Origin of the sequence: Sphingomonas pokkalii, from assembly GCF_003096275.1 — a bacterium.
GTDB lineage: Bacteria > Pseudomonadota > Alphaproteobacteria > Sphingomonadales > Sphingomonadaceae > Sphingomonas > Sphingomonas pokkalii.
The window spans coordinates 3,273,816-3,293,921 of the sequence record NZ_QENQ01000001.1; the positions used below are offsets into that span (position 1 = coordinate 3,273,816).

Below are 20,106 nucleotides of genomic sequence, written 5' to 3' on the forward strand. Positions count from 1 at the left end.
CAACCGACCTGCCCGTACCAGGGAGGCAAACCATGAACTACAAGAAATCGGGTCTTATCGCCGTGCTGCTCGCAACCGTTTCGGCAACCGCCGTCCATGCGCAGGATGCCGGCCAGAACGATGTCTCGGGCGGCGACATCATCGTGACGGCCCAGAAGGTCGAGCAGAAGCTGAGCGAGGTGCCGATCACGATCACGGCCGTCACCCAGGAGCAGATGAAGCGCCTTGGCGTCGACGATCTCGACGAACTTTCCAATTACGTGCCGGGCCTGAATATCCAGGAGCAGAGCGCGAACAATCCGGGCATCGTGATCCGCGGCATCACCTCGGACAGCGGCTCGGCCCAGCAGGCGGCGCGCGTTACGCTATACTATAACGGCATCGATATCTCGCGCTCGCGCGGCGCCTATCAGGCGATCTACGACGTCGATCGGATCGAAGTGGTGAAGGGGCCGCAGGCGACGCTGTTCGGCACCGCCTCGACGATCGGTGCGGTCAGCATCATCTCCGCGCGTCCCAAGCCGGGTGTTTCCGGCGAACTGACCGCCGGCTATGGCAACTACAACGCCTATCTCCTCGGCGGCCATCTCAACATCGGCAACGATGTGATCGCCGCACGCGTCGCGGGCGAGTGGAAGAAGCGCGACGGCTATGTGAAGAACCTGTCGACGACGCAGGGCGATCTCTATGCGCAGAACCAGCTCGGGCTGCGCGCTTCGGTGCGCTACACGCCCAGCGAGGCGCTTACCGTCGACCTGATCGGCACCTATGATCGGCAGCGCAACAGCGGCACGCCCTTCATTTCGAAGCGCTTCGCCACGTCCGCCGGCCCGGCGGACCCGTTCGGTGCCGCGAACCTTTCCGGCTCGCCGCTTTCCGGCAAGGTGCTGGGCGCCGACAAGCTGGGCCTTACCCGCGACGTATATGACGTGAACCTCACCGCCAGCTACGACTTTGCCGATGGCTGGAACTTCACGACCGTCAACGGCTATCGTGCGTTCAATTCGCTCGAAGTGTTCGATGCCGACGGCTCGGCGGCGTGGTGGCTCGAATTCGCCGAGGGTGCCTATGGCTCGCAGCTCAGCCATGAATCGCGTTTCGCCTATTCGGACGATCATGTCCGCACCAGCTTCGGCTGGAATGTGTTCCATGAAAACAATCGCCAGGAAGTGCCGTTCTCGACGGAGGAAGGCATCTATCTCCAGTGCGCGGCGAACCTTGTTCCGAACCTTGGGTGCGTTTCGTCGACCGGGGTGGTGACGGCGGCGCAGGCGACGGCAATCCTGACAAGGGGCGCGGCGACGCAGATCCCCTATCAATCGATCTTCACCAACAAGGGCATCAACGATCAATATTCGGTGTTCGGCGAAGTGACCTGGATGCCCACGACCCGCCTGGAGCTGACCGCGGGCATCCGTTCGCTGATCGAGCAGCGCAAATCGGGTTTCGTCTCGGTGGCGCCGAAATCGGTGCTGAGCGGTGCGCCGCTGATTCCGGGGCAGGCAACGACCAAGGGCACGCTGTGGAGCCAGGACAGCTTCCAGGCGTTCCTGCCGCGCTTCAACTTCCTGTATCGCCTCACCAGCGCGATCAACCTGTACGGCACCATTTCCAAGGGCCGTCGCTCGCCGACCGTGAACCAGGGCGCGACGTCGCTTTCGATCATCCCGGAGGAAACGGTCTGGAATTATGAAGGCGGCGTGAAGCTGGTCCGTGGCATGTTCAGCGGATCGCTCGGCGTCTATTACCAGAAGTACAAGAACTTCCAGATCAGCCGTACCGTCACCGATCCGAACGATCCCTCGGGGCGCCCCGTCGGTTCCAGCATCACCGAAAGCGCCGGCACCGCGAGCAACCTCGGCTTCGAGGCGGAAGGGCAATTGCGTCCGACCAACTGGCTTACCCTGTTCGGCAACGCCGGCTTCATCGATGGCGGCATCGACAAGAAGAAGTCGAACGGCATCTATGCCGGCAACCGCTTCCGCCTGCAGCCGCGGCTGCAATGGTCTGCCGGCTTCACCGTCGATGCGCCGGTGGGCAACGGCGTGCGCGTATTCGCCACCCCGAGCGTGACCTATCGGAGCAAGATCTTCTTCGAAATCCCGAACAAGGAGGCGATTTCGCAGAACAAGGTGACGTTGATCAACGTGAAGGCGGGGCTGAGCTTTGCCGAAGGTCGGTATGAAATCGCCGGTTATCTCCGCAATGCCACCAATGAACGTTACCTGCTCGATGCCGGAAACACGGGCGGCGGCTTCAACAACCCCACCTATATCCCCGCAGAGCCGCGCTTCTACGGTGTGCAACTGACCGGCAAATTCTGATCTTTGCCGTTCCGTGGGGGCGGGCTGCGGTGCGAATGCCGCAGCCCGCTCTTTGCGCGTCGTGCGGCGGCAATCTGGCCGATAAGTAATATTCCCGATGCGGTAACCGTAAATTTTGCATACTTCATTAAGGCTGATGCTGTTGAGTCCATGGGCGTCGGTCGGGACGTGATTGGGGCTCGATGGCGACAGCCCCGGCGTTGTCCGGGCGCCGTGGAGCAGGCAATGAATATCGCAGCCATTCGAAGATATTTCTACGAGGCGATCGAATTCCTCGCCTATTTCCTGTTCATGACGATCCTGGGCGCGGCGATGTATATCCTGGTGGAATATGCACCCCAGGCGCATTCGCAGTGGTACATCAATACCTGTATCGGCGTTTCGGCGTTTACGGGCTTCTATGCGCTACGGATGTATGCGCGCTACCGCCGGGCCCGGCAAAGGGCGCGGGCGGCCGGGTTGCTGAAAGAGGAAGAGGCCGCGCCTGCGTCGGCAATGACGGCCGAGGAGCGCCGGACGCTGCGGTGGTCGGAGAGGATTGCGGCGGAGCGGCTCGAAGCCAAGGGCGGCGATCCGGCGCGTGTTCGCCTGCTTGAGGAGCTCGAGGCGGTGGAGCGGGTGTATCGCGCCAAGCGCCTGTCGCTCGGCGAAGACCCGGATGCCGAGGATCGCGATTTCGAGATCGATCCGAGCATGTCGCTCGACGCGATCCGCCAGCGCATCGCAGACCGGATGGCGCGCGAGGATATCGAGGAGGAAGAGGCGCGCCGCATCTTCCGATAGGGGTTCGTTAACATCTCTGGCCGATGATGTCCGCGTGAGTTGGGCGATGCCGCGTGCACCCGTGGCCTGTTGTACGTCCGGCCGCGGGGGCTTGCGTTCAATGAAATATGAAACTGTTCGCCGATATCTTTTGGTGTCCATCGAGTTCGGTGCCTATTGCGCGTTGATGATGCTCCTCAGTTATCTGATGGTGCTCGTCGTTCTCAGAGCGCCGCAGCCGGGCAGTTCGGTATATATTTCGGTCGGCCTCGTCGCGGCGCTGTTCACGGGGCTGCATTCGGCACGGATGTTCCAGGTCTATCGTGCCGCGCTGCGCCGCGCGCGCCTTGCCCGCATGAAGCCGAAGGCGAGGCCCCGCCATTGGTCCGATCGCATCGCCGCGACGGAGCGGCTGAGCCGGCAGGATCTGTTCCGTTCCGACATGGCCCCCGAAGAGGCGTCTCCCGAACTGGAGGCGATCCGGCTGCGGATTGCCGAACGCATGGCGCGGGAAGATCGCGAGCGGAGGGAGGAAGAGCGGGAGTTGCGCGAGGCTGTCGATCGCGAGCGGCTCGAGCGCGCCCGCAGCGCCCGCATTCGTGCCGAAGCCGAGCGGAAGGTGCGGGAGCGCCAGTAACCCTTCCGCTGCCGACAGGCTGGGGGCGCGGGCGCTTCTTACAGGCAAAGAAAAAGGGCGACCCGTTTCCGGGCCGCCCTTTCCTTGTTTCCAGGCCTGAATACCGGCCAGGAAGCTTACTTGATTTCGACGGTCGCGCCGGCTTCTTCAAGCTGCTTCTTGATCTTCTCGGCTTCGTCCTTGGAGACGCCTTCCTTGACCGGCTTCGGAGCGCCTTCGACCAGCGCCTTGGCTTCGGTGAGGCCGAGGCTGGTGATGGCGCGGACTTCCTTGATGACGTTGATCTTCTTGCCACCGTCGCCGGTGAGGATCACGTCGAATTCGGTCTTCTCTTCGACGGCCGGGGCAGCGGCGCCACCAGCAGCCGGGCCGGCAACGGCGACGGCAGCGGCGGCCGAGACGCCCCACTTCTCTTCGAGCAGCTTCGACAGCTCAGCTGCTTCGAGAACGGTCAGCGCGGAAAGCTGTTCGACGATTGCGTTAAGGTCAGCCATGATACACTCCAATAAATGCAGAATTAAGGGATAGAAAAAGTCGCGAAGACCCGATCACGAGGATCAGGCCGCCTGCTTCTCGCTGTGGGCAGCAAGCACGCGTGCGATCTGTGCCGCGGGCGCCTGCGCGATCGTGGCGAGCTTGGTAGCGGGTGCCACGATGAGCCCCACAAGCTTGCCGCGCAGCTCGTCCAGCGACGGCAGCGAAGCCAGTGCCTGAACGCCAGCGGCATCCAGCAGCAGCCCGCCCATGGCCCCGCCGACGATTTCGATCTTGTCGTTCGTCTTGGCGAAGTCCGCGACCACCTTGGCCGCAGCCACGGGATCCACGGAAGTGGCGAGCGCCGTCGGACCCGTCAGCAGATCCGCGAGCACCGCATAATCGGTGCCCTGGGCAGCGATCTTGGCGAGCTTGTTCTTCGAGACCTTGTAGCTCGCACCGGCTTCGCGCATCTTGTTGCGGAGGTCCGTCGACTGCTTGACGGTCATCCCGAGGTTGCGGGTGATGACCACCACGCCGACCTCGTTGAAAGTGCGGTTCAGCTCGGCAACGGCGTCGGCCTTCTGGGAACGATCCATGCCGGTTTCCTCATACATGAGGCTCCCCTGTGACAGGAAGCCCCGGTTACGGCCCACCGAAGCGGGCCAGGCTCTCAAATGTCCGAGGGGGTGGATCGTCAGCGGCCGGGGAAGTCCCTGGGCGTGACCCGAACGCCGCACCCGCGCATCGGCGGGCCGCATCGGAAAAATCGTTCCCCGTCTAGGCGAGAGATTAAGACCGGCAAATTCCGGTCACTCGCTGTCTCGGACGGATTCCTCCCGAAGGAGGAAGCGCGCACATAGCGGATTCGGGGTAGGAGTCAATGGGAGAGGGGGCGGAGGGGGCGGGGGCGCAGAGGCGCCTAATCGTGCAGGCCGAGGTGGGACACAAGGGCCGACGCCCTCGAGTCCCTGGCTGTCGACAGCGCACGGCCCCGACCCGGCTGGGGCGCGACCTCGAGACGCTCGAATGGCGGTAAAAGAGGGATGGCGATAGCGCGTTCTGGCCTGGGGAATAAGGCTGGCATGGCCTCCTGTTCCGCTTTCGCCGAACGGCCGATCGTGCACGATCGCCGCTAGATGTGTCCGGATACCGGCGGCACTCCATCGCGTGCCGAGCTGTGTCGACGGTCGGCAAGTCGATGCATTCTCGATCGAATTTTGTCGTTCATTGCGCTCGGGATCGATGCCGGCAGGGGAATCGGAGGTGATAAAACCTCCGCAGAAGGCGTGGGAATCCAGCCCGTATCCCAACCTCGTATCTTTACATATTCGCGCCCATAATGGCCCGATCGACCGGGTTTCTTCCTAGAATATGTCTGGGACGTGTCGTTTCTTCTGGGCAGAGGGCTCAGCCCGCGTCCGGGAACGTAATCATGGTTCTTGCGCCTTTCGGCGCTGTCCTGCTGCTTGCCAGCGGGCCGGCTCCTAGCATCCTTGACTCCGCCGATGCGACCACGACTGCAAGGGCGGCGCCGCCGGCCGCCCCCGTCGGCTTGGCCGAAGCGGCGCGGGCAGAGAAGGATCAGGTGCGGCGGACCCAGATCGAATGGCGTAACGGCTCGCCCGTGCTCGTTTCGCCCGATGGGGGCACCACCTTTCGCCTGCTCGGCCAGGCGATCGTCGATACCACCGGCACCAGCGGCGCGCGGGTTGCATCGCGTAACACCCGCAATACCGATTTCCGCACCGCGCATCTGGGCTTCGCGGGCACGGTGGCGAACCGCTTCTTCTACCAGCTCGAAACCGAGTTTGTCGGCGGGCGTGCCGATATCCTCTGGGCCTATGCCGGCGTGCGCGGCAAGCTGGGCGCAGGCGTGACCGGCGACGTGATCGCCGGCAACCTGCAGAATGATCGCGGCATCGAAGGCAGTTCCGGCGGCGAGGCGCTGCCCTTCGTCGAAGCCAATTTCGTCGCCAGCGCGATCGCGCCGGATCGCGGCGGCTTCGCACTCGGCGCGCAGGCCCGGCTGACCGGCGCGCGCTGGCACGCTTCGTTCGCGGTGACCGGCAACGATATCGACGTGCGCCAGGCGCAGAGCGGCAACCGCACGTTGCTGGCCCGCGCGCACTGGAATCCGATCAAGGGCCCGGCGGCGACTCTGCATCTGGGCGCATGGATGTTCGACGAGAGCTTTCGGGGCGGCACGCGGACGTTGGGCCTGGGCGGCAATGTGGCGCATGGCCTGAACGCCCGCACCGTGTTGCCGATGCCGGTGTTGACCGGCGTGACCGGTGATCGCGGCGTGGGCGTGGAAGCCGGCGGCGTGTTCGGCCGCTTCTGGGTGATGGGCGAGGCAGGGCGCCGCAGCGTGGATCTGCCGCGCGGCGAGGCCCGCAGCGACGCCAAGAGCCTTTCCGCCGGCTGGTTCGTGAACGCGGGCGCGTTTCCCTATGCGGCGGCGACCGGCGGCATCGGCCGTCCGGTGGTGAAGCGCTCGGTGTTCCAGGGCGGCGCCGGGCCGGTGGAACTGACCGCGCGCTATCAGGAACTGATCGTCCGGACGCCGGGCGCGCGGGGCGTGGGCACGACCCTGACCGGCGGCGTCAACTGGTATTTGAGCAGCATGATGCGGGTGATGGCCAATGTATCGGCCTGGCGGCTGAACCCGGCGAACACGCCGGGCAGCATCGGGCCCCGCACCGATCGCGGCACCACCTGGGTGCTGCGCGCGCAATTCGTTTTCTGAAATTCGACTGACGAGAGGGTCAAGTATATGTCAGTGCTACAAAATCTGAAACTTTCCGGAAAATTGATGGCCGCCTTCGCCGCGGTGATCCTTGTCGTGCTCGCGTCGGGGACCTTTACCTATCGGAGCCTGAGCAAGCTTGCCGTGGTTTCCGACGCCAATGTGAACAGCATTCACGTGGCGCAGGAAGGCGAAGCGATGCTGGGCGCGATCATCCAGCAGGAAAATGCCCTGCGCGGCTTTGCGATGCTGGGCCGGGCGGAACTGCTCGATGAGTATAAGGACAATGTAAAGGCGTTCGAAAGGGCGTCGAACAGCTTCGAAGCCGGTACCAAGCTGCCCGACCAGCTGGAGCGGCTGCGCCAGCTCCGCGCCGAAGTGGCGGACCTGAACGGCCGCCGCTTCGCCGAACTGATCGAGCTTGCCCGCAACCCGGCGACGCGCGCGCGCGCGCAGGAAATTTCGGGCATGAAGCAGCTTCCCAAGGTGCGGGCGATCATCGCCGAGATCGCCGAGGCGCAGCAGAAGAAGATCACCGAACAGCGTGCTGAGATGGCTTCCGCCAAGAACGGTGCGATGATCGCGGTGGTGCTCGGCGGGGCGATCGCCGCGGCGATTGCGGGCGTGATGGCCTGGCTGCTTTCGGGCGCGATCGTGCGGCCGCTGGTGGGCATGACCGGCACGATGACCCGGCTGGCCAATGGCGATACCCAGGTCGATGTGCCCGCTACCGAGCGCAGCGACGAGGTGGGCGAGATGGCGAAGGCGGTGCTCGTCTTCCGCGAGAACGCCCGCCAGAAGCAGGTTGCCGATGCCGAAGCCGCCAAGGCGGTGGAAGAGCAGAATTTCGTCACCGCGACGATTTCCGAGAACCTCGATCGTGTGTCGCAGGGTGACCTGACGGCGAGCATCCAGGTGGCGTTCCCGTCAGCCTATGGGGCGCTGCGTCAGAACTTCAACGACGCGATCGCCAATCTGCGCGAGCTGATCGGCTCGGTCATCGAATCCGCCGGCGCGATCCGCACCGGCTCGACCGAGATCGCCCAGGCCTCCGAGGACCTGGCCCGCCGCACCGAGGCGAATGCCGCGAGCCTGGAGGAAACCTCCGCCGCGATCGCCCAGATGGATCACCGACTGAAGGCAACCGCGATGGCCGCGACCAGCACGCTCGACCGTGCAGACGGCGCTATCTCGACCGTTTCGGGTGGTCGCGGGATCGCCGACGAAGCGGTGCAGGCGATGACCCGCGTGGCGGACAGCGCCAAGGGCATCGACAGCGTGATCGAAGGTCTCGACAAGATCGCCTTCCAGACCCGCGTCCTCGCAATGAACGCGGCGGTGGAAGCCGGCCGCGCCGGCGAGGCGGGCCGCGGCTTCGCGGTGGTCGCCGACCTGGTCTCTGCACTGGCGATGCGCGCCGAAGAGGAAGCGGGCCGTGCCCGCGACCAGCTGACCGCGACGCAGAACGACATCGGCGCGGCGGTGAGCATGGTGCAGCGCGTCGACGGCGCGCTGGCCAATATCAGCGGTGATGTGGGTGAGGTGCATTCGCTGCTGAGCAGCATCGCCAGCGACAACCAGGCCCAGGCATCTGCGGTTACCCAGATCTCGGCCGCGATCTCCTCGATGGACACCGCAACGCAGCAGAATGCGGCGATGGTGGAGGAAACCTCGGCAGCCGCGCGCACGCTCAATTCGGAAGTGGCGACGCTGGCCGAGCAGGCGGAACGCTTCAACATCGGTTCGAGCAGGTCCGCGGCCGCGGTGCGCACCGTCCGTGCCGCCGTTGCGAGCCCCGTCCGGACCGCGAGCGTGGCCGCGGTGCCGGTGACGCAGATGGCGAGCGCGGACGACTGGACCACCTTCTGACGGCCGGGAGGCTGCGCGCGGCATCCCGCCGCCGCAGCCTTCGGGTACCGCCCGCACGACGGGCAAGCAAAAAGGGCCGGGGATCGCTCCCCGGCCCTTTTTCTGTGCGTGGTCCCGAAGGGATCAGACGGTGGCGACTTCGGCCACGTCCACCTTCACGCCCGGGCCCATAGACGAGGACAGCGCCACCTTGCGGAGGTACTTGCCCTTCGCGCCGGCCGGCTTCGCCTTGACGACGGCATCGACCAGCGCGTCGAAGTTGCGGCGCAGGTCTTCGTTCGAGAAGCTCACCTTGCCGATACCCGAATGGATGATGCCGGCCTTTTCGACGCGGTATTCCACCTGGCCGCCCTTGGCAGCCTTGACGGCTTCACCGACGTTCATCGTCACGGTGCCGAGCTTCGGGTTCGGCATCAGGCCCTTCGGACCCAGCACCTTACCGAGACGGCCGACCAGGCCCATCATGTCCGGGGTCGCGATGCAGCGATCGAAATCGATCTTGCCGCCCTGGATGGCTTCCATCAGGTCTTCGGCGCCAACGACGTCCGCACCAGCGGCCAGGGCTTCTTCCGCCTTGGCGCCGCGAGCGAACACGCCGACGCGGACGGTCTTGCCGGTGCCGGCGGGCAGGGTGACGACGCCACGGACCATCTGGTCGGCGTGGCGCGGATCGACGCCGAGGTTCAGCGCGACTTCGATGGTCTCGTCGAACTTGGCGGTGGCGTGTGCCTTGACGACGGCGATTGCCTCGTCAACGCCGTGCAGCTTCTCGGCCGGAACGGTCCATGCCTTCTGCTTCTTGGTCAGCTTTGCCATGGAATCAGCCCTCCACCACTTCGAGGCCCATCGCGCGGGCCGAACCTTCGATGATCTTGGTCGCCGCGTCGATGTCGTTGGCGTTCAGATCCTTCATCTTCACCTGGGCGATTTCGGCCAGCTGCGAACGCTTGATCTTGCCCGCGACGACCTTGCCCGGCTCCTTCGAGCCCGACTTCAGGTTGACGGCCTTCTTCAGCAGATAGGTGGCCGGCGGCGTCTTGGTGACGAACGAGAAGGAACGATCCGCATAGACGGTGATGACGGTCGGCAGGGGGGTGCCCTTTTCGACGTCACCGGTCTGCGCGTTGAAGGTCTTGCAGAATTCCATGATGTTCACGCCGCGCTGACCCAGAGCAGGGCCGATCGGCGGCGAGGGGTTTGCAGCGCCGGCTGGCACCTGCAGCTTGATATAGCCGGTAATCTTCTTTGCCATGTCACTCTCTTTCAAGTCGAGCGGTACAAGCGACGGCCATCGGCCGCCTCCCGCATGGTTCCCGAGCTGGTTGCTTGGAAGCGCGCGGCCTTAGCGGAAAGGGGGCGTGGAAGCAAGGGGGCTGGGTGTCGGCAACCGCCCCAGGGGTGGTCTTAGCGTCAAAGCCTGGAAGGGCTAGTTCGCCGCACCTTCGTTCGCCTTACCGGCAGCCGTGATCTCCGCCAGGGTGAGGATGCCGTCGGAATTCTTGTCGAAGCTTCGGAACGCCGGCGCGAGCATCTTTTCTCGGATGGCCGCGCGCTGGTCCGGGGTGATCTTTTTCTGCGCCGCGGGGTTCGTGGCGATCGCGGCATCGATGCGGCGATCCATGCCACCGACAAACTCATCGAGCGACAGCCCGCCGTCGCCATTCTTGTCCGCTGCGGCGAAGAAGGCGGCATCCAGTTGCATGTCCACTTTCAACTCATGCTGGGGCGCGCTTGGCGTCGGCGGGTTCGAAACGGCTTGCAGCGCGAGAAGCAAGGCGAGGTTCAGCATGTACAACTCTCCTCAAATCACCGGCCCGGCAGTGACCGTCCAGTCGCTGCCGCGGAGCTTTGCTGCGATCAGCTGAACGGTTCCTGACACGGGTTTCCGTTTCCCACGACCTTTCCAGGCCGGGCCGCGCGAGGCAAGCTCGACGAGCCCGGCGCCTGCGCTAGGGGCGTTGTCTCCGCATCGCGCCCGCTGGGCTTCGCACGCCATGCGGGTCAGGGGTGCAGCTCCGCCGTCTGCCCCGCCCCCGCGCCGCCGATATCGCCATCGGCCACCCATTCGCGCCACAGCAGCACCAGCGCCGCCATCACCGCCGGGCCGACGAACAGGCCGAGCAGACCGATCGTCTCGACGCCGCCGAGGATGCCGATCAGCACCCACACGAAGGGCAGGCGCGTCGTGCCGCCGATCAGGCCGGGGCGGAGGAAATGGTCGATCACGAAGTTGAGCGCATAGCCGATCGCGCCGACGGTGATCGCCGCCACCACCGCGCCCTTGGCGAGCAACAGCAGCACCGCCAGCACCAGCACCACCGCCAGCCCGAACGGGATGATCGAGGCGAAGCCGGAGAACAGGCCGAGCAGGATCGGATGCGGCACGCCGCCCACGGCATAGAGGATCGCCATCAATATGCCCTGCGCCAGCCCGAGCAGCACCATGCCGTCCACCGCGCCGCGCACCGCGGCGAAGATCTGGCGGCCAAGCCGCTCGCCGGCATCGCCGAACGCCCGGGTCGCCCCGCGTTCGAGCTGGCGGACGATCGCGTCGCGGTCGCGCAGAAGGAAGAACAGCACCACCAGCGTGAAGGCGAATACCACCACCCGGCGGACCAGGCTGTGGGTGAGCGCCTGCGAATGGCTGCGCCATAGCGTGTGATCCAGCCGGCCCAGTTCGGCAGAGGCAGCCTCCGGCGTGGCGAGGTGGAGTGTCCACCAGGCGGTGAGCTCCGACGAGCCCCAGGGCAGCCGCGCGACCCAGTCGGGCACCGGCACGCCGTGTGCGCGGGCGTCGGCGATCCAGGCAAAGGCAGTCTGCGCCTCCACCACCGCCTGCGACACCGCCAGGCTGAGCGGCACGATCACCACCAGCAGCACCGCCAGGGTCAGCAACGCCGCGACGGCCAGGCCGTGGCCGGGCATCCGATCGATCAGCCAGCGCCGCACGGGATCGATCGCGATCGCCAGCACGCCGGCCCACAGGATCGCCGGCACGAACGCCATGCCGATCCAGAGCGCCGCGGCGGCGATGGCGACGGCAAGGACGACGCGGGCACGGGTCTGGGCAGGGGTGGTGGGGGTGCGTTGCGGATCGATCATCCGCCGACTGTGGCCGGGCCGCGCGCGCCAGGCAAGCGCGGTCCGGCGCGATACTTTCACCTCGATACGCTATCGATATGAACTATTAGGATTTTCAATGGTTTAGTTATTATTGGTCGCGCCGGATGGGCCGACCAGCGAGCACCAGAACGATATGAGAGGATGCACGATGAAGCTGACCCTATTGGCCGCGACGGCCTTGTTGGCGACGACGGGCGTGGCTGCCGCGCAGGACCATAACCCCGCGGTCAAGGATAGCAGCACCCATATGGTGAAACGGCCGGCGGAGGGCCGCAGCTCGTTCACCGAAGGGCAGGCCAGGGGCCGGATCGAAAAGGCCGGCTATACCCAGGTCAGCGACCTGAAGGGCACGGACGGCGGCGCCTGGCGCGGTACGGCGATGAAGGACGGCAAGCGCGTGACGGTGACGCTGGACTATAAGGGCAACGTCACCGCCCGTTGACGCCCCGGCACCGCGACCAACCCATTATCAGGAGCAAGAGCATGAGCCGGACCATCACGCGACTTTTCGACGATTATGCGGACGCCAAGACGGCCGTGAACGACCTTGAGCGGCTGGGCGTGCCGCACGACGATCTGAGCATCGTCGCCAATAATGCGCATGGCGACCACGATGTGACCGATGTGAACGCCCATGGCGACGTGACCCGTGGCGCCTCGACCGGGGCGGCGTTGGGCGGCGTGGGCGGCCTGCTCGCCGGGTTGGGCCTGCTGGCGATACCGGGCCTGGGGCCGATCGTGGCGGCGGGCTGGCTGGCATCGACGGCGGCGGGTGCGGCGATCGGCGGGGTCGGCGGCGCCGCCACCGGCGGCATGGTCGGCGCGCTGAAGAATGCCGGACACAGCGAGGACGAGGCGAACGTCTATTCCGAAGGCGTCCGTCGCGGCGGCACGCTGGTGAGCGCCCGCGTGTCGGACAGCCTGGCGGACGAAGCGGAAGCGGTGCTGCACCGCCATCGCGGCGTCGATGCCGGCACGCGTGGCGCGGCCTATCGGGAGACGGGCTGGACCCGCTTCGACAGCGACGCGCCGGCCTATAGCCGCGACGAGATCGAGCGGGAGCGCCGCGCCTATCGCGAGCCGACGGTGCTCTGAGCACGCGAAGCCGGACACAAAGGAAAAAGCCGGGGTGGTTGCCCCGGCTTTTTTCGTGTCGGCGCAATCAATGCGGTTGGTTTGAGATCCATCGCCAGAAGCGAGAAATCAGGCCTTGCTTTGCTTCGCCTTTGCTCCGCTGCGATCTATCCGCCGTCGTTTTCGCCTGCTCGGCGGATTCAGCATCCGATTCCTCGGGCTTCTTGGCCTCGGGCGGATTCCATTTGTGATACGCGTCGAAATCAAACTCGGTCGCGGAGACGATGTTATCCTGCCGGAGCGAGATTAGAATATCGGCTTTCACCTCGCTGTAGAAGGTGGTGAACGTAACCTTGAGATCATCCTTGTTTCGAAAGCCGCTCATTACCGGGATCAGGAGAATATCCTGGTCCATGCCGCCAGTGGCGGTCGGCTCCCCAAGATCGACGACGCGTCCGACATAGACCTTCCGATCTTCCATCGTCAGCATCACATTCTTCTCCTTGTCGAGTGACAAGTTGAAAAGGAGATTGTCGAGCGGGCTGTCTTCGAGGATCTCGCCAATAACATAGAGCTTCGTTTGCCAACTCCGGAACCGCAGCCAGAGTTGTAGATGCGCCCAGAACTTGAGTACGAAGGCTGCGAAAAAGGTCAGGAAGGAGAGCGCGACGAACCAAGCCATTTTGCGCGCTTCGCCTTGTTGGGACGCGCCGATCATCGTCATCTGCTCGGTCAGCCAATCCAAGAGCCTCCAGGAAAAGCGGTGGCCGCATAGAGATATGTCGTCGGGAAGTGCATGGTGCATTGTGAGCGCGACCAGGCCGGCGATGAAGAAGCACTTGATGCCGAGTTCGGCGCTCTTCAGATAAAGATATTGCCCCTCGTACCGGTGTAGGCGGTAGGAATCGACCGGATGGATATGGCAGGCGAAGAAACCCGCAACGAGTACGGGAAAAATCAGCAGAAAAAGCATACCCCCCGCCTGCGGTCAGGGTTTGACGATCTGCTCTGCCCTGGCACGCGCGGTCTTGAACTCGGGCGTGCTGCGCACTTCATTGGGATCGATCTTGATGGTGCCACGCCCAACGACGCGGATCGAGGGATAGCTGTTATCGATAAGGCGCTTCAGCCTTTTATCGCGCTCGCTGGGAGCCAAACCGAGCTTCACGAACAAACTCATCGCTGCCTCCTCACCTTGCTTACAAGCTAAGTTCCCCCACGAGAATTGCAATCCTGCCCGTGGCGTTTCTCCGCGCAGCTGACACCGTGTTGCGTTGATCAGAACCCATCGCTGCGCTGCACATGGTCACCCCGGCGAAAGCCGGGGGCCATTGAGGTCTCGCTATCGGCTCTTGCTGACCCCCACAGGCGCATAGATCCCGGCTTCCGCCGGGGTGACGGCGTGGAGCCGGATGAGCCCATGTCCATGCAGCTTGGTATGGCAGGCATGTATTGCCGCTTCCGGGCAAGGCCGGGGGGGCGAAGATGGGGGCGCGGGCACTCTGTCGGCAGCGGCAGGGGCCAAGGGCGCCCTTCCGCGCGCACGTTGCGTGGGAGGCGGCGGACTTGTGCGCGAGGACCGGCCAACAAAAAAGCCGGGGCTTCCACCCCGGCTCTTTCGTTCTCCATCTGGTCGGCTCCGGTGGAGCCCCCGCATCACTTGATTCGTTCGACGTCCTCGAAGCCCAGCTCCAGCGGAGTCGCGCGGCCGAAGATCGAGATCGACACCTTCACGCGGTTCTTGTCGTAGTCCAGCTCTTCCACCACGCCCGAGAAGGTCGCGAAGTTGCCGCTGATGACCTTGACCGTATCGCCGATATCGTAATCGACCTTGAGCTTGGCCTTGGGCGCCGCCGTCGCGGCCTCCTCCTTGGTGTTCAGGATGCGCGCGGCTTCCGCCTCGCTGATCGGCTGCGGCTTGCCCGAGCTGCCGAGGAAGCCCGTCACCTTCGGCGTGTTCTTCACCAGGTGATAGACGTCGTCGTTCATTTCCAGCTTGGCGAGGACATAGCCGGGGAAGAACTTCCGCTCCGACTGGATCTTCTTGCCGCGGCGAACCTCGGTGACGGTTTCGGTCGGCACTTCGACCGCTTCGACGAGGCGATCCAGGCCCAGGCGGGTGGCGTCCGCCAGAATCTGATCGCGGACCTTGCCCTCGAAACCGGAATAGGCGTGGATGATGTACCAGCGCGACATGTTGTTGCTGTGTCCCTTACTGCGCGAGGCGGAGGAGGCTGTTGACGATCAGGTCAAACGCCGAATCGATGCCGAGGAAGAACAGCCCGAGCAGCGTCGTCATGATCATCACCATCACGCCGGTCATGATCGTCTCGCGCCGGCTGGGCCAGCTGATCTTGCGGGTCTCGGTCTGGACCTGCTTCACGAATTCGACGGGACTGGTCTTCGCCACGGGCGGCATCCTCGCTTGAAACTGTCAATCGCCGCCGGACATGGGTCCGCTGCCCGATCCTTCCAGGAACCGGTGCAAACCCACCCACGCTTTTGGCTAGGGGATCGTATCTAGAGGATCGCCGCGGCTTGTGCAAGCCGCGGCGGGCAGCGTGCTCAGCCGCGCTTCATGCCGCGCACCCGGTGCCAGATATAGAAGGCGACGAGTGCCACCAGCACCACGCCGATCAGCGCATCGGCGCTGTGGAATGCCGCCTTCACCCGCGGATCGCTGTTCCACTTGTCGCCCAGCACCATGCCCACCCAGGCAAGGCCGAAACACCACGGCCAGCTACCGATAAAGGTATAGACGTGGAACGGCACCAGCTTCATCCGTGCGACGCCGGCGGGGAAGGCGATGAACGAGCGGATGACGGGGAGGAGGCGGCCGATCAGCACGGCCATGCTGCCCCAGCGTTCGAAGAAGCGATCCGCCGCGTCGATCTCGCCCGGGCCGATCAGCACATATTTGCCCCAGCGCAGCGCCAGCGGCCGGCCGCCGCGCTTGCCGATCTCATAGGCGACGATCGAGCCGAGATTGCAGCCGATCGCCCCGGCGGTGGCCGCCAGATAGAGATCGAACCGGCCGGTGGAGACCAGATAGCCCGCGAACGGCATGATGATTTCCGACGGCAGCGGGATGCAGGCCGATTCGATCGCCATCAGCAGCGCGATGCCGAGATAGCCACCGCTCGAAATGACGCCGATGGTGAAGGTGGCAAGAATGCCCAGGATGCGTTCGACCATGCGCGCTCGTTGCGCGAGGATGCCGCCGTTGGAAAGAGGCTTTTTTCGCCATAAGGCGAATGCAGCGATCGGGTACAGGGCTGATGTCGCTAGCGTGGTTCGCTGAGTCTTGTGTGCAATGCGGCAAACTGTGAGCAGTTGCGGAACGAGAGTCGGGTTGATCGCTTATACAACGGCATCGGGGGTTGGCGGCTACATCTAGGTGAAAATCCTAAGTGTAGGAATTATCAGTATTTTTACTGTTACGATTTAGCCAAAAGCGTAACAGCGCGCAATCGAGCAATTGGCCAAGCAGCGATTTTTTGGGGATCGCGTCCGTCGCGCGGCGTTGGGGCGGAAGGCCCTGTTCGCCCTGCTTCAGAATAGAGCCGGGAATACTGACGGAGAAACGATAGTTCGGCCGGTGAAAAAATGCGGCATCCTGCGCCAGCGACCCACATCGTGCGGCCGCCCCGCCCGTAGCCCGTAGCGGCGATGGCGCCGCCGGCTCGTTGGAAGCGCTTGTTTCCGCGGCATTATCGCCGAGCCACATGCGCTCGGCCAGCTTGCGCTCCTCGGCGCCCATCGCGGCGGTGTAGATCGCCGTCGTCTTCAGATTGGCGTGCCCCAGCCAGCGCTGCACCAGCGTCAGCGGTACGTTGGCCTGGATCGCCTGGACGGCAAAGCCGTGTCGCAACCCCTTGGGGCTCGCATGCTCGCCGACGATGCCCGCCTGCGCCATGATTTCGCAGATGCGGCGATAGCCGGTCATGCGCGACCAGGGCCAGAGCCGCTGCGATGCGCTGCCAATCTGATCGACGAGCCGGCGCAGCTGCTGGAGCAGCCCCTGCGAAAGCGGAATCGCACGATATATGGTTTTACCACGCTTTTTGAGGCACTTGATAACTAGAGTCTGGGCTTCGAAATCGACATTTTCGGCCGTCATGGCAAGCGCTTCGGAAATCCGGCATCCCGTATTGGCGATGGTTAAGCAGAAGGTTCGCACATCCAGCGGCGCCCGCCGCGCCGTTTCAGCAAAGCTTTGAAGTTCTTTGCTTGTTAGATACTTGCGGTGACCGCAGGTCGTGAAAACCATCAATTCCATTACGCATATCCTACTAGAACATATTGGCACGCATCAGGAGTATCCGCCGCTATACTGAAAGCGATGATCGCTCTCTGCGCTGATACACTATTGGCTAAAGGGTAACAGGGCGACGAGTCAAGTTCGTCCTGCATTGGATAGGGGCGATGTGCGTCGTGCTGGCAGAGGGATATACATCCAATACAAGCAGCGTAAACGTTTCGAAGGCGGTGCGCCCCGCCCCGGTACCTGCCGAGATTGATGCCAAATTCACATGCCGTTTCGGAAATAGTGACGCGATCGCCCATGCCTTCGGGCCTGCCGGTGCGCGGCAGGCGGGCGAGGTCGTGCCCGCTGCGGTGGTGCGGCGGGCCGAGGGACGGGCGGGCTGTGCTGGCGGCAAGGGCATTTCCGGGGCGCGGCGTCCGCCTGTCGCCAGTGGCGCGGGGGCCATGCGGCGAGGAGCGGCGGCGGCGTTGCGACGCCGCTGGCAGCGCAGTCGGCTCGGGAATTTTCGTCAATTTCAGGTGGGAAAGGGTAGCTAGTGGATTATTCTGCCGAGAAGATCGATCTGCGAAATGCGCAGATGGCCGAAATCGGGCCGATGATCGACGGCCAGGGCACTACCTCGCGGCAGGGCGATGCGGAGCCGCTGAAGGGCGTGCTGGTGGGCCTGGTGCTCAGCGTGCCGATCTGGGCGGTCGCGTTCCTGGCTTTCAAGCTGTTCTGATGGTTGTGCGGGAGACATACGCGCGCGCAACGCTCGGCAGCGCCGCCCCCTGTTCCCGGGCGCCCGGCGCGCGCGCTTTCCCGACTTCGAACGAGGTTATCAATCCATGATGTATTCGTCGCTGGCGCATGTCGTTCAGCAGAGCGCCGTTGCAACCATGGCGCGGCCACTGGACACGGACCTGCCCCCGACGGAGCGCTTCCGCGGGACGCGCGACATCGCGCGCAGGTTGCTGGAAGAGGCGGTGCAGGCGGTCGGCAGCGCGCCGCTGCTGCGCGAAGCTGCGCACGAACTGCTCAAGCTCGATCTGCTGCTCGGCCCGGTGCCCGAATCGCAGCTCTGCGCGGATTATGTCCGCACCAAACTGGGGTTGCGCCATCGCGGCAGTGCGCTGCTGCTGCTTGAATTGCTTGCTCGCCCCGGTGTGCCGCGCCGCGCACGCGACCTGGCGCCGCTCGTCTGCACCAAATCGGTCAATACATCGAGCGTGAAGGTGTTCGTGCACGAACTGCGCGGCGTCGTCGCCCGTTTCGGCATCGAGGACGCGATCGGCCTGAAGGTCCGCGAAGGTTATTATCTGTCGGAAGGCGCCGTGCCGGAGATCATGGCGCTGCTGCAATAGCCAGGGGCCGGGTACCGACCTTGAAGGCGGCTAGCGCGCTTTCGCGGATTGCGAAAGCGCGCTGCTTGGCGAACGGGGTATTCGTTGCACCTGCAGCCTGATCGCAGCGAGCCGCCGGCGATGCGCCGAGGGATCAATCCCCCTTGTGCCGCCGTGCGTTGCGCGCGCCGGTTTGGGCACGTGCGGCGCGGCCGCGTTGCCCCAAGCCGATTTCCTGTGCCAAGGCGCGGCGGCGCTCCGAATAGCTTTCGGCCACCATGGGATAATCGGCGCGTAGATTGTAGCGCTGGCGATATGCTTCCGGCGTGAGCCCGTGCGCGGCAAGATGGCGCCGCAGCGTGCGGTAAGGCTTGCCATCGATCAGCGAAATGATGTGATCGCGCGACGCGAGGGACTTGCGTACCGAGACTGCCGGTGCGTGCGCACCCCGTGCCCCTTCGGCTTCGTCCTCGTCGTCGATAAGGCCGGATCCAGCCTCTTCCGACAGATCGTTCAGCGTGGCGTGCATGCTGCGCAGAAAGGCGGGAACCTCATCCGCTGCCACGCGATTATTCTCATTTCCAAGCCAGGCGATGGTGAGCTGGGCGGCCAACTCCACGGAACCCGATTTTATCTCGTTGTTCATCAAACGACTCCAATGATGTCAATATAGATCGTTTGCAAATTTAGTATCAATAGTGGCTGTTACGTATAGCAACCCCTATCATAGCCCGGAATGCGGGTGAAGGGGGTTATGTGCTGTTAATCTCCAGTTGTATTGATGCGCATAACTTCAGCCTTTCGGAATGTACGGAGTTGACCCGCCTGCAATGTGCGGCATTCTCGATTCCGCACTTTGATCGGAGGTATTTATTCTTCCGAATAATAGTAAATCGTAGATTTCTTTTTGGTGTTGGAGAATTTATATAATAGGCGGACCGCCGCAAAATCGTCTTCCGGTGAAAACGTTAAGCATCGGCGGGGCGGGATATCTGTCGTGCTGCGGTTGCGAGCTATCGACGGTTGGCGGCAGGGGCGGATATTGGCAGCAATCGCCTGCATTTGCCGGGAAATGACCGAGGACTTGGTGGCCACGTGGCAGCCGGCGTCCGCTGCCCGAGGCGCGATCTCTATTACTCACAATGAGAGAAATCGATTTCATCACCCCGCCATTCGGGGATGATCTGTTTGATTTTCCCACGTTCGGCGGCCTGCCGCGGCAGCTATCTGGCGGTCGTCGTCCCAATATGGGACGATTGGGCGGGCGAGGAACGATGAGGTGCGGCCACCAGCAATCCGCGGCAGGCGCGGTTTCGCGATCGGCGCGCTGCCGCCTTTGCCGGGTCTTCATTGTCTATGACACGGTTGGCACACGGGCCGATGCCGCGGTGCACACGGGCCGATGTCGGCGGGAGCGACGTACGCGCCGGGCGATGAGCCGGGCCGGCTCGACGGATTGGCTACGCCTGGGGCGACGCCGCCGTTTCGCGAACGCGGCGATATCC

General features: G+C 64.1%; 23 protein-coding genes. 9 read left to right on the plus strand and 14 right to left on the minus strand.

Annotated elements, in window-relative coordinates:
• The first annotated feature begins 32 nt into the window (after positions 1-32).
• From DD559_RS15015 to DD559_RS15025, 3 genes are all read left to right on the plus strand, one after another.
• Positions 33-2,324: a TonB-dependent receptor gene (locus tag DD559_RS15015; protein WP_116469904.1), complete on the plus strand. Its 2,292-nt coding sequence runs from the start codon at positions 33-35 to the stop codon at positions 2,322-2,324.
• A 225-nt stretch (positions 2,325-2,549) separates the two neighbouring features.
• Positions 2,550-3,107 carry a hypothetical protein gene (locus DD559_RS15020; protein WP_116469905.1) on the plus strand — a complete coding sequence of 186 codons (558 nt, stop codon included), beginning with the start codon at positions 2,550-2,552 and terminating at the stop codon, positions 3,105-3,107.
• 166 nt (positions 3,108-3,273) lie between these two features.
• Positions 3,274-3,723, plus strand: a complete 450-nt coding sequence (locus DD559_RS15025) for a hypothetical protein (protein WP_240610283.1) — start codon at positions 3,274-3,276, stop codon at positions 3,721-3,723.
• Positions 3,724-3,839: 116 nt separating this feature from the next.
• Here DD559_RS15025 and rplL read toward each other — a convergent pair whose 3' ends face one another.
• Positions 3,840-4,217, minus strand: coding sequence for a 50S ribosomal protein L7/L12 (gene rplL / locus DD559_RS15030; protein WP_116469907.1), 378 nt, complete (start codon positions 4,215-4,217; stop codon positions 3,840-3,842).
• Between the two features lie 63 nt (positions 4,218-4,280).
• Positions 4,281-4,796 (minus strand): 50S ribosomal protein L10, encoded by a 516-nt coding sequence (rplJ, locus tag DD559_RS15035; RefSeq protein WP_116470937.1) that lies wholly within the window; start codon positions 4,794-4,796, stop codon positions 4,281-4,283.
• Between the two features lie 836 nt (positions 4,797-5,632).
• On the opposite strand from rplJ, the gene DD559_RS15040 reads away from it, so the two are divergent.
• Positions 5,633-6,946: an OprO/OprP family phosphate-selective porin gene (locus tag DD559_RS15040; RefSeq protein WP_165831108.1), complete on the plus strand. Its 1,314-nt coding sequence runs from the start codon at positions 5,633-5,635 to the stop codon at positions 6,944-6,946.
• Positions 6,947-7,012: 66 nt separating this feature from the next.
• Complete coding sequence (locus DD559_RS15045; protein WP_116469909.1) at positions 7,013-8,815, plus strand: methyl-accepting chemotaxis protein; 1,803 nt, start codon at positions 7,013-7,015, stop codon at positions 8,813-8,815.
• A 123-nt stretch (positions 8,816-8,938) separates the two neighbouring features.
• On the opposite strand, the gene rplA is transcribed toward DD559_RS15045, so the two are convergent.
• From rplA to DD559_RS15065, 4 genes are all read right to left on the minus strand, one after another.
• A complete protein-coding gene (gene rplA / locus DD559_RS15050; protein ID WP_116469910.1) occupies positions 8,939-9,631 on the minus strand; it encodes a 50S ribosomal protein L1 in 693 nt (230 codons plus the stop codon).
• Positions 9,632-9,635: 4 nt separating this feature from the next.
• Positions 9,636-10,067: a 50S ribosomal protein L11 gene (gene rplK / locus DD559_RS15055; RefSeq protein ID WP_116469911.1), complete on the minus strand. Its 432-nt coding sequence runs from the start codon at positions 10,065-10,067 to the stop codon at positions 9,636-9,638.
• Positions 10,068-10,241: 174 nt separating this feature from the next.
• Positions 10,242-10,604 (minus strand): EF-hand domain-containing protein, encoded by a 363-nt coding sequence (locus tag DD559_RS15060; RefSeq protein WP_116469912.1) that lies wholly within the window; start codon positions 10,602-10,604, stop codon positions 10,242-10,244.
• Positions 10,605-10,816: 212 nt separating this feature from the next.
• Positions 10,817-11,917 carry an AI-2E family transporter gene (locus DD559_RS15065; RefSeq protein ID WP_116469913.1) on the minus strand — a complete coding sequence of 367 codons (1,101 nt, stop codon included), beginning with the start codon at positions 11,915-11,917 and terminating at the stop codon, positions 10,817-10,819.
• Between the two features lie 169 nt (positions 11,918-12,086).
• Between DD559_RS15065 and DD559_RS15070 the strand changes: the two genes are divergently transcribed.
• A complete protein-coding gene (locus DD559_RS15070; protein ID WP_116469914.1) occupies positions 12,087-12,380 on the plus strand; it encodes a PepSY domain-containing protein in 294 nt (97 codons plus the stop codon).
• A gap of 41 nt (positions 12,381-12,421) precedes the next feature.
• Positions 12,422-13,033, plus strand: coding sequence for a general stress protein (locus tag DD559_RS15075; protein ID WP_116469915.1), 612 nt, complete (start codon positions 12,422-12,424; stop codon positions 13,031-13,033).
• A 67-nt stretch (positions 13,034-13,100) separates the two neighbouring features.
• On the opposite strand, the gene DD559_RS15080 is transcribed toward DD559_RS15075, so the two are convergent.
• The 6 genes from DD559_RS15080 to DD559_RS15105 all read right to left on the minus strand — a co-directional run bounded on the left by DD559_RS15080 (position 13,101) and on the right by DD559_RS15105 (position 17,291).
• On the minus strand, positions 13,101-13,985 hold the full coding sequence (locus tag DD559_RS15080) for a hypothetical protein (RefSeq protein WP_206364509.1): 885 nt from the start codon (positions 13,983-13,985) through the stop codon (positions 13,101-13,103).
• A 15-nt stretch (positions 13,986-14,000) separates the two neighbouring features.
• Entirely contained in the window at positions 14,001-14,192 is a 192-nt protein-coding gene (locus DD559_RS15085; protein ID WP_116469916.1) for a hypothetical protein, read from the minus strand.
• 476 nt (positions 14,193-14,668) lie between these two features.
• On the minus strand, positions 14,669-15,208 hold the full coding sequence (gene nusG / locus DD559_RS15090) for a transcription termination/antitermination protein NusG (RefSeq protein ID WP_116469917.1): 540 nt from the start codon (positions 15,206-15,208) through the stop codon (positions 14,669-14,671).
• A 16-nt stretch (positions 15,209-15,224) separates the two neighbouring features.
• Positions 15,225-15,422 (minus strand): preprotein translocase subunit SecE, encoded by a 198-nt coding sequence (gene secE / locus DD559_RS15095; protein ID WP_116470938.1) that lies wholly within the window; start codon positions 15,420-15,422, stop codon positions 15,225-15,227.
• Positions 15,423-15,577: 155 nt separating this feature from the next.
• Complete coding sequence (locus DD559_RS15100) at positions 15,578-16,207, minus strand: DedA family protein (RefSeq protein WP_116469918.1); 630 nt, start codon at positions 16,205-16,207, stop codon at positions 15,578-15,580.
• 211 nt (positions 16,208-16,418) lie between these two features.
• Positions 16,419-17,291, minus strand: a complete 873-nt coding sequence (locus tag DD559_RS15105) for a tyrosine-type recombinase/integrase (protein WP_165831109.1) — start codon at positions 17,289-17,291, stop codon at positions 16,419-16,421.
• 523 nt (positions 17,292-17,814) lie between these two features.
• On the opposite strand from DD559_RS15105, the gene DD559_RS15110 reads away from it, so the two are divergent.
• Complete coding sequence (locus DD559_RS15110) at positions 17,815-18,000, plus strand: hypothetical protein (RefSeq protein ID WP_116469919.1); 186 nt, start codon at positions 17,815-17,817, stop codon at positions 17,998-18,000.
• Between the two features lie 106 nt (positions 18,001-18,106).
• A complete protein-coding gene (locus tag DD559_RS15115) occupies positions 18,107-18,622 on the plus strand; it encodes a hypothetical protein (RefSeq protein ID WP_133243832.1) in 516 nt (171 codons plus the stop codon).
• Between the two features lie 133 nt (positions 18,623-18,755).
• Here the strand turns inward: DD559_RS15115 and DD559_RS15120 are convergent, their stop codons facing one another.
• Both DD559_RS15120 and DD559_RS19975 read right to left on the minus strand, forming a co-directional pair.
• Entirely contained in the window at positions 18,756-19,247 is a 492-nt protein-coding gene (locus tag DD559_RS15120; protein WP_116469921.1) for a Ros/MucR family transcriptional regulator, read from the minus strand.
• Between the two features lie 224 nt (positions 19,248-19,471).
• The gene (locus DD559_RS19975) at positions 19,472-19,696 is read right to left on the minus strand and encodes a hypothetical protein (RefSeq protein WP_206364510.1); all 225 of its coding nucleotides are present in this window, start codon (positions 19,694-19,696) and stop codon (positions 19,472-19,474) included.
• Positions 19,697-20,106: the final 410 nt, after the last annotated feature.